11 protein-coding genes are annotated in these 12,441 nt (G+C 70.0%); 10 read left to right on the top strand and 1 reads right to left on the bottom strand.

Translation table 11 applies throughout. The features are described from left to right. Positions 1 to 113: 113 nt before the first annotated feature. The gene (locus AC4PMY_RS18380) at positions 114 to 920 is read right to left on the bottom strand and encodes a peptidylprolyl isomerase (protein WP_064293824.1); all 807 of its coding nucleotides are present in this window, start codon (positions 918 to 920) and stop codon (positions 114 to 116) included. A gap of 184 nt (positions 921 to 1,104) precedes the next feature. Between AC4PMY_RS18380 and AC4PMY_RS18375 the strand changes: the two genes are divergently transcribed. From AC4PMY_RS18375 to aroB, 10 genes are all read left to right on the top strand, one after another. Then, positions 1,105 to 2,556 (top strand): replication-associated recombination protein A, encoded by a 1,452-nt coding sequence (locus tag AC4PMY_RS18375; protein WP_082915828.1) that lies wholly within the window; start codon positions 1,105 to 1,107, stop codon positions 2,554 to 2,556. Between the two features lie 222 nt (positions 2,557 to 2,778). Beyond that, a complete protein-coding gene (gene rpsD / locus AC4PMY_RS18370) occupies positions 2,779 to 3,408 on the top strand; it encodes a 30S ribosomal protein S4 (protein WP_064293825.1) in 630 nt (209 codons plus the stop codon). 160 nt (positions 3,409 to 3,568) lie between these two features. Further along, a complete protein-coding gene (locus AC4PMY_RS18365; RefSeq protein WP_079002498.1) occupies positions 3,569 to 3,802 on the top strand; it encodes a hypothetical protein in 234 nt (77 codons plus the stop codon). 69 nt (positions 3,803 to 3,871) lie between these two features. Beyond that, positions 3,872 to 6,526 carry an alanine--tRNA ligase gene (gene alaS, locus AC4PMY_RS18360; RefSeq protein ID WP_491623348.1) on the top strand — a complete coding sequence of 885 codons (2,655 nt, stop codon included), beginning with the start codon at positions 3,872 to 3,874 and terminating at the stop codon, positions 6,524 to 6,526. A gap of 1 nt (position 6,527) precedes the next feature. Beyond that, complete coding sequence (gene ruvX, locus AC4PMY_RS18355) at positions 6,528 to 6,998, top strand: Holliday junction resolvase RuvX (protein ID WP_079002500.1); 471 nt, start codon at positions 6,528 to 6,530, stop codon at positions 6,996 to 6,998. Positions 6,999 to 7,011: 13 nt separating this feature from the next. Further along, positions 7,012 to 8,583, top strand: a complete 1,572-nt coding sequence (mltG, locus tag AC4PMY_RS18350; protein ID WP_491623347.1) for an endolytic transglycosylase MltG — start codon at positions 7,012 to 7,014, stop codon at positions 8,581 to 8,583. 16 nt (positions 8,584 to 8,599) lie between these two features. Continuing rightward, positions 8,600 to 9,499, top strand: a complete 900-nt coding sequence (locus AC4PMY_RS18345; protein ID WP_491623346.1) for a shikimate dehydrogenase — start codon at positions 8,600 to 8,602, stop codon at positions 9,497 to 9,499. A gap of 94 nt (positions 9,500 to 9,593) precedes the next feature. After that, positions 9,594 to 10,808, top strand: coding sequence for a chorismate synthase (aroC, locus tag AC4PMY_RS18340; protein ID WP_064293830.1), 1,215 nt, complete (start codon positions 9,594 to 9,596; stop codon positions 10,806 to 10,808). Beyond that, positions 10,801 to 11,319, top strand: a complete 519-nt coding sequence (locus AC4PMY_RS18335; protein WP_491623345.1) for a shikimate kinase — start codon at positions 10,801 to 10,803, stop codon at positions 11,317 to 11,319. Before aroC ends, AC4PMY_RS18335 begins: the two co-directional genes overlap by 8 nt. Next, positions 11,316 to 12,413, top strand: a complete 1,098-nt coding sequence (aroB, locus tag AC4PMY_RS18330; protein WP_491623344.1) for a 3-dehydroquinate synthase — start codon at positions 11,316 to 11,318, stop codon at positions 12,411 to 12,413. Before AC4PMY_RS18335 ends, aroB begins: the two co-directional genes overlap by 4 nt. Positions 12,414 to 12,441: the final 28 nt, after the last annotated feature.

Below are 12,441 nucleotides of genomic sequence, written 5' to 3'. Positions count from 1 at the left end.
GTTGACCGCCGTTCGTGGCGATCGTGATCGATCCACAAGCCTATTACCCCGAGTCCTGCTCGGGGCGACCGCTTGCGCCGGTCGGTTCCGTCTGGTGCAGGTTACTGCACCCGCTACTGGACCGTCACCGAGGTGATGGTGGCGGGGACCGCCGGAGCGCCGTCACCGCTGCCGTCCGCGACGCCGCCGGACACGACGCCCGAGACGAGCTGGTCGAGACCGCTCGTGATCTGGCCGAGCACGGTGTAGCCGCCGGCGGCGTCGGACGGGATGGTCGAGTCCTGGTACACGAGGAAGAACTGCGAGCCGTTGCTGTAGCCGTTCCCTCCCTGGCGCGCCATGGCGATGGTGCCGGCCGGGTAGACGTCGTCCGTCGGTGCGTTCTCGACCGGGCCGTAGCTGTACCCGGGGCCGCCGGTGCCGGTGCCGTCGGGGTCGCCGCACTGCAGGACGTAGATGCCGCTCGTCGTGAGGCGGTGGCAGGTGACGCCGTCGTAGAAGCCGGACTGGGCGAGGGAGATGAAGGAGGAGACGCCCTGCGGCGCGCAGGCTCCGTCGAGGGTGAGGTTCATGACGACGTCGTTGATCGTCATCTCACCGCTCCAGTCGCGGTCCTCGGCGATCGTGCTCGCGGGGACTTCGCCGGTGTTCGAGCCGTCGGTGGCCCCGGTGACACCGCAGGCCCCGGCCTCGGCGGAGGCGGTGGGCGTCGCGACCGGGGTGCCCGGACCGCCGGCGAAGAAGAACACCTGCGCAGCCGTGGCACCGGCGAGGACGACGACGAGCGCCGCAGCGGCGATCACGTTGTCGCGGACGCGGCGCTTGGAGCGGTGCTCGTGCACGGTGCGCCGGGCGTTGTAGGCGCGCAGCCGTGCGCGTGCTGCGCGTGCCTCTTTGTCCGGACCCTTGCTCGTTGCCACGTCGTTCCCTCCAGGTGCCGTCGGCCGAGCGGCGGCATCGCGCTGTCATCTGGCACCACGCCCGCGGCGGACTGCCCAGGAGAACCTTACGGGGAGCGCTCCGCGCGGACCAAACGGCGCACGACGGCGGCGACCCCGTTCTGCAGCGGGTCCGCGTGTCGCAGGCTGCGGCTAGCCTGGTGGAATGTTCAGTCGAGGACCCGGCATCGCCGGCGCACCGGTCCCGCTCGCCGTGCGCATGCGGCCCCGCAGCCTCGAGGAGGTCGCCGGCCAGCAGCACCTGCTCCGTCCCGGCTCGCCGCTCGTCCGCCTGGCGAGCGACAACGAGGGGACGCAGGCGGCCGTGTCCGTCATCCTCTGGGGCCCACCGGGCACCGGGAAGACGACGCTGGCGCAGGCCATCGCGCACAGCTCCGGCCGCCGGTTCGTCGAGCTCTCGGCCGTGACGGCGGGCGTCAAGGACGTCCGGCAGGTCATGGAGGAGGCGATGTCGAGCCGCGACCTCTACGGCAGCTCGACCGTCCTCTTCCTCGACGAGATCCACCGGTTCACGAAGGCCCAGCAGGACGCCCTGCTCCCCGGCGTGGAGAACGGCTGGGTCATCCTGGTCGCCGCGACGACCGAGAACCCGTCGTTCTCCGTCATCTCCCCGCTGCTGTCGCGTTCGCTGCTCCTCACGCTCGAACAGCTGAGCGACGACGACCTCGGTATCCTCATCGACCGCGCCGTGACCGACCCGCGCGGCCTGGCCGGTCGCTTCACCGTGACGCCGGAGGCCCGCGCCGCGATCATCCAGTTGTCATCCGGCGATGCCCGACGGGCTCTGACGGCACTGGAGGCGGCCGCGATCGCCGCCGACTCCGATCTCGGCGCTCCGGTCGACCCCGACGAGCTCGATCTCGACGACGCGGGCCTCCTCGACGTCGGCGATGAGGACGACGAAGACGACGAAGACGGGGTGGACGACGACTCCGACACCGCGACGAGGGCGCCCCGCGGTCCCGTCATCACCGACGAGCTCGTCTCGCAGGCGGTCGACCGCGCCCTGCTCCGATACGACCGCAACGGCGACGAGCACTACGACGTTATCAGCGCGTTCATCAAGAGCATCCGCGGATCCGACGTCGACGCCGCGCTGCACTACCTCGCTCGGATGATCGAGGCGGGGGAGGACCCGCGCTTCATCGCCCGCCGCATCATCATCTCCGCGGCCGAGGACATCGGCATCGCCGACCCGCAGGCGCTGCCCATCGCCGTGGCGGCCGCCGACGCCGTCCAGTTCATCGGCATGCCCGAGGGTCGCATCCCGCTGGCCGAGGCCGTGGTGTACCTGGCCACCGCCGCCAAGTCGAACGCGGCCTACGTCGCCATCGACCAGGCCATCGCGGACGTCAGGGCCGGAGCCTTCGGACGTGTGCCGAAGCCGATGCGCGACGCCCACTACGCGGGCGCCAAGCGCCTCGGACACGGCAAGGGCTACCGCTACCCGCACGACCACCCGATCGGCGTCGTCGCCCAGCAGTACCTGCCCGACGAGCTCCGCGACGTCCGGTACTACCAGCCCACCGACCACGGCCACGAACGCGACATCTCGGCACGGTTGGACAAACTCCGGAAGATCGTCCGGGGCGAGTGAACGTCGGGTCGCGGCGGCCCGGCGACCGGGGCACGTCGTGCTAGTATTGATCCGCCTAGAACCGGTGTGACTGCGCGGCTGCTCGATCACCGTGTTCGACGGGCGTGTTCTGTAGCCGAACAGCCCCGGCGGACCCCTCTGACTTTGTCCGGTGTGATTCCGGATCACCGACGCGTCTTCGCGCCGGTCATTCATCGTTTGAGACTTCATCGAAAGGAAACCGTGTCTACCAAGTCACGTACCCGCAGCAAGACCCGCCTCTCGCGGGCACTCGGCATCGCCCTCACCCCGAAGGCAGCCAAGTACCTCGAGAAGCGTCCCTACGCTCCCGGTGAGCACGGCCGCACCAAGCGCAAGGCCGACAGCGACTACGCCGTCCGTCTGCGCGAGAAGCAGCGTCTGCGCGCCCAGTACGGCATCCGCGAGGCTCAGCTCAAGATCGCCTTCCAGGAGGCACGTCGCACCCAGGGCCTGACGGGTGAGAACCTCGTCGAGATCCTCGAGACCCGTCTCGACGCGCTCGTCCTCCGTGCCGGCTTCGCCCGCACCACGGCTCAGGCTCGCCAGATGGTCGTGCACCGCCACATCATGGTCGACGGCCAGCTCGTCGACCGCCCGTCCTTCCGCGTGAAGCCGGGTCAGCTCATCCACGTCAAGCCGCGCTCCGAGGGCACCGAGCCCTTCCAGGTCGCCGCTGCCGGCGGTCACGTCGACGTCCTGCCGAAGGTGCCCGCGTACCTCTCGGTCGAGCTCGACAAGCTCCAGGCACGTCTCGAGCGTCGCCCGAAGCGCGCCGAGGTCCCCGTGACCTGTGAAGTGCAGCTCGTCGTCGAGTACTACGCAGCCCGCTAGGACTGCGGCCCGGCTCCGGGCACCACACGAAGAGGCATCGGCTCCGGCCGGTGCCTCTTCGTCGTTGTACGACGCCATCGGTCCACCGCGCTCGACTACGATGGATGCTTGGTACGCCCGGCGACGCCCGGGTGGTCGCACCGCAGATGAGGAGTTCCCCATGAAGAACGTGTTCTGGCTGATCGTCGGCATCGGCGCCGGCTTCGTCGTCGCCCACGAGATCAACAAGACACAGTCCGGCAAGCGGTTCTTCTCCGAGCTGGACTCACGCGTCAGGGAGTTCACCGACACCGTCGGCGACGCCTACAAGGAGCGCGAGGCGCAGCTGCGCGACACGGCGGAGTCCGTCGTCGCGCGCGTCGAGGACGCCGCAGAAGACCTCACCAAGCCGTAGCGGCACGCCCGGACGGGCATCGCCGCAGCGCACGAACATCGACACGCACACCCCTGACGTACGGACACCATGGACACCGCTGACATCCGCTCCCGCTGGCTCACCTTCTTCGGCGATCGGGGGCACACCGTCGTCCCCTCAGCCTCGCTCGTCAGCGACGACCCCTCGCTCCTCTTCACGGTCGCCGGCATGGTGCCGTTCGTGCCGTACCTCACCGGTGTCGTCCCCGCGCCGTTCGACCGCGCCACGAGCGTCCAGAAGTGCATCCGCACCAACGACATCGAAGAGGTGGGCAAGACGCCACGGCACGGCACCTTCTTCCAGATGAACGGCAACTTCTCCTTCGGCGACTACTTCAAGGAGGGGGCGATCACCTACGCGTGGGAGCTCCTGACCGGCAGTGAGTCGAGCGGCGGCCTCGCCTTCGACGAGAAGGACCTCTGGGTCACCGTGTACAAGGACGACGACGAGGCGATCGACCTCTGGAAGCGCGTCGCAGGGCTCCCCGAGCACCGCATCCAGCGGCTCGACAAGGACACGAACTACTGGTCGACGGGTCAGCCAGGACCGGCCGGCCCGTGCTCGGAGATCTTCTTCGACCGCGGTCCCGCGTACGGCGCCGACGGCGGCCCGGCGACCGACGACGACCGGTACGTCGAGATCTGGAACCTCGTGTTCATGCAGTACCTGATCGAGAACGTCCGCGGCAAGGTCGACTTCGACATCGTCGGCGAACTCCCGAAGAAGAACATCGACACCGGCATGGGGCTCGAGCGGGTGGCCTTCCTCAAGCAGGGCGTCGAGAACATGTACGAGATCGACCAGGTGCGCCCGGTCCTTGATCGCGCCGCCGAGTTGAGCGGACGTCGCTACGGCGCCGACCACGACGACGACGTCCGGATGCGCGTCATCGCCGACCACGTGCGTTCCTCGCTCATGCTCATGAGCGACGGCATCACGCCGTCGAACGAGGGACGCGGGTACATCCTCCGCCGCCTCATGCGACGGACGGTCCGTGCGATGCGTCTCCTCGGCGTCGACACCGCGACGTTCCCCGAGCTGTTCTCCGCGTCGCGCGACGCCATGAAGGCCGCCTACCCCGAGGTCGAGACCGACTTCGGCCGGATCTCGCAGAGCGCCTACGCCGAGGAGGAGACCTTCCTCCGGACGCTGGCCAGCGGCACGACCATCCTCGACCTCGCGCTCGAGCAGACCAAGGGCACGGGCCGGACGGCCCTCGCCGGGGATTCCGCGTTCCTCCTGCACGACACCTACGGGTTCCCCATCGACCTGACCCTCGAGATCGCGGAGGAGGCCGGCCTCTCCGTCGACCGAGACGCGTTCGATTCGCTCATGACCGCCCAGCGCCAGCGCGCGAAGGCCGACGCGAAGGCGAAGAAGAGCGTCCTCGCCGACCTCTCGGTCTACAGCGACATCCGCGCCAAGGGCGAGACCGTGTTCACCGGCTACACCGAGCTCGAGACCGAGAGCCGCATCCTCGGCATCATCGTCGGCGGCCACCCGGTGCAGCGCGCGGTCGCCGGTGACATCGCCGAGGTGATCCTGGCGGAGACCTCGCTGTACGCCGAGTCCGGCGGGCAGGAGGCCGACCAGGGCGTCATCGTCGGACCCGGATACGAGCTCGAGGTGCTCGACGTCCAGAAGCCGGTGAAGGGTCTCATCGCGCACAAGGTGCAGGTGAGCCAGGGCGAGGTGGGCGTTGACGCACCGGCGACGACCATCGTCGACGCGAGCTACCGCCGCGGCGCCCAGCAGGCGCACTCCGGTACGCACATCATCCACGCCGCCCTGCGGCAGGTGCTGGGCGACAGCGCCCACCAGTCCGGTTCGTCGAACAAGGCCGGGTACCTGCGGCTCGACTTCACCTGGAACCAGCCGCTGTCGCCGGCGACGAAGTCGGAGATCGAGGAGATCTCCAACAACGCCATCCGCGACAACCTGCAGGTGACCACCCGCGAGATGGCGCTCGACGACGCGAAGGCACTCGGCGCCATGGCACTGTTCGGCGAGAAGTACGGCGAGACCGTCCGCGTCGTCGACATCGGCGGGCCGTGGTCGCGTGAGCTGTGTGCGGGCACCCACGTCACCTCCAGCGCCGAGATCGGGTTGATCAACCTCGTCAGCGAATCGTCCGTCGGCTCGACGAACCGTCGGGTGGAGTCGCTCGTCGGACTCGAGGCCTTCCGCGACCTCGCCGCCGAGCGGGCGCTCGTGTCACAGCTCTCCGGCAGCCTCAAGACGCCGAAGGAACAGCTGCCCGACCGCATCGCCGAACTCGTCGCGAACCTCAAGGCGGCTGAGAAGAAGATCGCCGCGTTCGAAGCCCGTGGGCTGAGCGAACGTCTCCCGGCGTTGGCGCAGACCGCTCACCGCGTCGGCCCGGTGTCGCTCGTCGCCGAGCACCTGGGCGAGCTCGGGTCACCGAACGACGTCAGGACGCTCGTCACGCAGCTCCGCGAGCAGCTCGGCGCGAGCCCGGCGGTCGTCGCCCTGGGCGCGGTCGTCGGTGGGAAGCCCGCGATCGTCGTCGCGACGAACCAGGGTGCCCGCGACGCCGGACTCAAGGCAGGCCTCCTCGTCCGGGTCGCGGCCGGCGTCCTCGGCGGCAACGGTGGTGGGAAGGACGACCTCGCACAGGGTGGCGGCGTCGACGCCACCGCGCTCGGCGACGCCCTCGCGGCGATCGCCCGCGAGATCGCCTGACATGACGGACGGGTTCCGTCGCGGTGTCCGACTCGGGATCGACGTCGGGAAGGCCAGGGTCGGGGTCGCGAGAAGCGATCCCGACGGCCTGTTGGCCACGCCGGTGGAGACGGTCACACGGGACCTGGGCGGCGACGCCGACATCCGGGCGATCGCGGTCATCGCCGAAGAACTCGGCGCCGTGGAGCTCGTCGTCGGTCTCCCGATCGCCCTGTCGGGGAAGGACACGGCGTCCACACAGGACGCCCGGGAGTTCGCCGCCCGGCTCAGGTCGATCACCGGTGTCCCGGCCCGTCTCGTCGACGAGCGGCTGACGACGGTGACCGCCCACGGCGCCTTGCGCTCCGCTGGGAAACGACAGAAGCAGACGCGCTCGATTGTCGATCAGGTGGCGGCCGTCATACTCTTGCAGTACGCCCTCGACGCCGAACGCGGTTCGGGGCGACCCCCCGGAAGCCCCGTCGACCCGTGAACAGGACGTGCCTGTGTCGAATCTGACACCTGAGAACAACCCAGCAGACGATCCGCTCGCCGACCTCTTCACGTCCGAACGGAACGCAGCGGGGGAGCAGCCGGTGCCACTGTCCCGACGCGAGGCACGTCAGCGGCGGGAGGCCGCCGAAGCCGCCTCGACGCCGCCCGAGCCCGTCGATGAAGACGCCGCGAGCGACACGGTCGAACCGGCCCCGGCCGGCTCCAGATCGGTCGACGCCACGTCCGTCGACGCCCCCTCGACCGCCGCGTCGTCCGGTGACTCCAGCGTCGGCGAGCCGGCCGCGAGCGCCACACCCTTGAGCGGATCGACCTCACGTGCGCCCGAGTCCGACGACACCGAGTCATCGGTGTCCCGGGCCAGGACCATGACCATCCCCGCGTTCGAGGACCTGCTCGCTGAGGACGACACGGCGAACGACAGCGGGCCGCAGCCGATCCATCGGGGGCGCCGTCGTGCGCTGGCCGGCGGGGAACCGCCGAAGCGCCGTCGTGGTCGTCGCGGGCTCATCGCGCTCATCGTGTCGATCGTGGTCGTCGGGGGTCTCGTCGCGTGCGCCGCGGTCGTGTGGACGAGTTACGAGCCGCAGATCCGCAAGGTCCTCGGCTGGGAGGAACCGAACGACTACGAGGGTGCCGGCAGCGGCGAGGCCGTCGTCATGGTCAACGAGGGCGACATCGGCGAGGACATCGCGACGAGCCTGCACGACGCGGGGGTCACGAAGTCGTTCGACGCCTTCTACGACCTCCTCCTCGCACAGCCCACCCAGCCGGAGTTCTTCCCTGGCGCCTACAAGCTGAAGCTCAAGATGAGCGCCAAGTCCGCCCTTGCGGCCCTGACCGATGAGGCGAACCGCATGGAGGACACCTTCGTCATCCCCGAGGGCACCGCCGAGCAGGACGCCCTGCCGTCGATCGCGGAGGGCACCGGCATCCCGCTGGAGGAACTCCAGGCTGCGGCCGCCGACGTCGCGTCCTTCGGTCTCCCCGCCGAGGCGACCTCGCTCGAGGGGTTCCTCTTCCCGGCGACCTACAGCCTCCCCGACGGCGGCGATGCGCACGCCGTCCTCCAGACCCTCGTGAACCGGTCGTTCCAGGCGCTCGACGACGCCGGGGTGAAGCCCGAGGACCGCTGGAAGACCATCGTCCTGGCCTCGCTCATCCAGAAGGAGGCGGGCCTCCGCGACGACTACTACAAGGTGTCGCGGGTCTTCCTCAACCGACTGGACCCGGCCCAGTGGGAGAGCGGTCTGCTGCAGTCCGACGCGACGGTCGCGTACGGGACGGGCAACACCCACCGGGTGTCGACAACGGACGCCGAGCGCGCCGACGCTTCGAACCCGTACAACACCTACGTCCACCCGGGCATGGTCGTGCGACCGATCTCGAACCCGGGCGACCTCGCGATCGACGCAGCCCTGCATCCGGCCGACGGACCCTGGCTCTACTTCGTCACCTGGAACCTCGATTCCGGTGAGACGATCTTCTCCACCACCCAGGAGGAGCACGAGGCCGCGGTCGACAAGTGGCTGTCCTGGATGGACGAGCACCCCGAGTACCAGTAGCGGGAGCGTGGCGCACATGCGTGGAACAGGGCCGGGTCACGGCCAGGACGGGCAGCCGCGGCTCGCCGTGCTCGGCGCGCCCATCGCCCACTCCAAGTCGCCGGCACTGCATGAGGCCGCCTACCGGGTGCTGGGGCTCGACTGGGACTACGGTCGCCACGAACTCGAGGCGGCTGAGCTCTCGGCCTTCCTCGACGACCTCGGCTCGGACTGGCGGGGGCTCTCGCTGACCATGCCACTGAAGCATCGCGCGCTCGAGCTGGCCGACGTGGCCGACCGCGCCGCAACCGAGACCGGGGCGGTCAACACGCTGCGTCTCCGACGAGCCGAGGACGGGTCCCGTCGGATCGAGGGGTTCAACACCGACGTCGGCGGCATCGTCCGCGCGATCGGGGCGGCCGGTGTCGACACGATCGCGTCCGCGGTCGTCCTGGGCGGGGGAGCGACGGCTTCCTCGGCGATCATGGCGGCGGCGGACCTCGGTGCCGAGCACGTCCACGTGGCGCTCCGACGACCGGCCCAGGCGCGACCACTCGAGGACCTCGCCGGCCGGCTGGGGCTGCGGTTCGCCTCAGGGCCGTTCGACGGTGAGACGCCTGACGCACCGCTCGTGATCAGCACCCTTCCGGGCGGCGCCCTCACCGAACCGGGTCCGGTCCTGTCCCATGCTCCAGGCGCGCTCCTCCTCGACGTCGCGTACGACCCGTGGCCGAGCGTGCTCGCGGAGGCCTGGTCGCAGGCCGGCGGGTCGGTCCTCAGCGGGCTGTCGATGCTCGTGCACCAGGCGTTGCTCCAGGTCCGGATCTTCGTCCTCGGCGATCAGCTCCTGCCGCTCGACGACGAGACGACGGTGCTCGGGGCGATGCTCGAAACGGTCCACCTCGATCACACCGGGGCGCCGGTCGCCTGGCACTGACCGCTCCGGACGCATCCGTCGCCCACCTGCACACCCGCCGGGCCGTCGACCGAAGGCGCACGGTCGCGTCCCGGCTCTATGGAAGGATAGGACCATGCTTCGTTGGCTCACTGCCGGAGAGTCTCACGGCCCGGAACTCATCGCCGTCCTCGAGGGACTCCCCTCCGGCGTCCCCATCTCCATGGACGGCGTCCGCGCCGACCTCGCCCGACGGAAGCTCGGCTACGGCCGAGGATCCCGCATGAAGTTCGAGGAGGACGAGCTCAACCTGTCCGGCGGCGTCCGCCACGGCTTCTCCATGGGCAGCCCGATCGCGATCCGCATCGGCAACACCGAGTGGCCGAAGTGGGCCGAGGTCATGAGCCCCGAGCCGACCGAGATCTCCGACAAGTCGCGTGGCCGCAGCGCCGCGCTCACCCGTCCGCGTCCCGGTCACGCCGACCTGACGGGTATGCAGAAGTACGGCTTCGACGAGGCGCGTCCCGTGCTCGAACGCGCCAGCGCACGCGAGACCGCAGCGCGCGTCGCCCTCGGTGCCGTCGCGCGCTCCTTCCTCGGCGAGCTGGGCATCACCCTCGTCAGCCACACGCTGTCGATCGGCCCGGTGCGCGTTCCCGAAGACAGCCCGCTGCCGGTCCCGGCCGACGTCGACGCGCTCGACGCCGATCCGCTGCGCTGCTTCGACAAGGCGACCTCGGAGCGCATGGTCGCCGAGGTCGACGCGGCCAAGAAGGACGGCGACACCCTCGGCGGCATCGTGGAGGTCCTGGCCTACGGACTCCCACCGGGACTCGGCTCCTACGTCCACTGGGACCGCCGACTCGACGCACGCCTCGCGGCAGCGCTCATGGGCATCCAGGCCATCAAGGGTGTGGAGGTCGGCGACGGCTTCCTCACGACGACGCGTCGCGGTTCCGCGGCCCACGACGAGCTCGTCCAGGAGAGCGACGGCATCGCCCGGCAGAGCGATCGCGCCGGCGGCACCGAGGGTGGCATGACCACCGGTACCGTCCTCCGCGTGCGCGCCGGCATGAAGCCGATCGCGACCGTCCCGCACTCGCTCCGCACGGTCGACGTCGCGACGAGCGAGGCCGCCACCGCGCACCACCAGCGCTCGGACGTCTGCGCGGTCCCGGCCTCCGGTGTCGTGGCCGAGGCGATGGTGGCCCTGGTCCTCGCCGAAGCGGTGCTCGAGAAGTTCGGTGGCGACTCCGTCCCCGAGACGAAGCGCAACCTCGACGGATACCTGGCAGCGATCCCGTCGAACCTGCGCACGCGAGGCGACCACGCCTCCAGCGCCGATGCCTGAGCAGGCCGCCGATCTCCGACTCCCCGTCGTCCTCATCGGACCGATGGGGTCGGGGAAGAGCCGGGTCGGCAAGCAGCTGGCGAAGCGCCTGGGCCTGCCGTTCGTCGACACCGACAACGTCGTCTCCGGCGAGCACGGCGCGATCGCGCGCATCTTCGAGCAACACGGCGAGCCTCACTTCCGCGCCCTGGAGCGGGCGGCGGTCGCCGCCGCACTCGAGCAGCCGGCGATCGTGTCGCTCGGCGGGGGAGCGGTGCTCGACGAGGACACGCAGCGTCAGCTCGCCGATGCACGCGTCGTGCTGTTGACGGTGACCGAAGAGGCCGTGCTGGCACGAGCCAACCTCGACAAGCGTCCACTCCTCCGTGACGACCCCGGCGCGTGGTCGCGCATCGCCGCCGCCCGGCGTCCCGTGTACGAACGACTCGCGGATGTCACCTTCGACACCTCGCACCGACCCATCTCAGGCATCGTCGACGAACTCGTCGCCTGGGTGAAGGAGCCTGCATGAGCACCGAACCGACCACCCCGACCGAGCGGACCGTCATCGAGGTGACGGGATCCTCCCCGTACCCCATCACGATCGGGAGAGGGCTGGAGGACGTGCTCGTCGACGCCCTCGGGACCAGCGTGCAGCGGATCCTCATCGTCCACCCGGCGACGCTGGGCGAGAAGGCTGCCAAACTGCGCGAGACCCTGAGCGACCGGTACCAGGTGCTGCTCGCCGAGGTGCCGGACGCCGAGGCCGGGAAACGGGTCGAGGTGGCCGCGTTCTGCTGGGGAGTCCTCGGCCAGGCAGACTTCACGCGCTCCGACGCGGTCATCGGGTTCGGCGGTGGCGCCGTCACCGACCTCGCAGGCTTCGTCGCCGCCACCTGGCTGCGCGGCGTCCGACTCGTGCAGGTCCCCACGACGGTCCTCGGCATGGTCGACGCGGCCGTGGGCGGCAAGACGGGCATCAACACCGCGGAAGGCAAGAACCTCGTCGGCGCCTTCTACGCCCCGGCAGCCGTCGTCTGCGATCTCGACACGCTCGACACCCTCCCGAAGAACGAGATCCTCGCCGGGTTCGCCGAGGTGGCCAAGGCCGGGTTCATCCGCTACCCGGAGATCCTCGATCTCATCGAGGTCGACGTCGACGCCGCGACCGACCCCGAGACACCCGCCTTCCGCCGCTGCATCGAGCTCGCGATCCGGATGAAGGCCGACGTCGTCAGCGAGGACTTCACCGAGCAGGGCCTCCGCGAGATCCTCAACTACGGGCACACGCTCGGGCATGCCATCGAGCACGCCGAGCGGTATCAGTGGCGACACGGTGCCGCGGTGGCGATCGGCATGATGTACGTCGCCGAGCTCTCCCGCCTCGCCGGCCGGCTGTCGGACGAGGTCGTCGACCGCCACCGTCGCGTCCTGGAGCTCCTCAGCCTGCCGATCGCCTATCCGGTGGGCCGCTGGAACACGCTGCTCGCGACGATGCAGCGCGACAAGAAGACGCGCGGTTCGATGTTGCGGTTCATCGTGCTCGACGACCTCGCCAAGCCGACCGTCCTCCAAGGGCCCGAGACCTCGCTGCTCTTCGCCGCCTACCAGGAGATCGGCTCCTGACCGACGCCGGTGCGCTCCGCGAGCGCTC

It is taken from the genome of Plantibacter sp. MDV22-iso1 (assembly GCF_058408345.1).
Note: the sequence above shows the minus strand (reverse complement) of the source record. Positions and strands in the feature narration are given on the sequence as shown.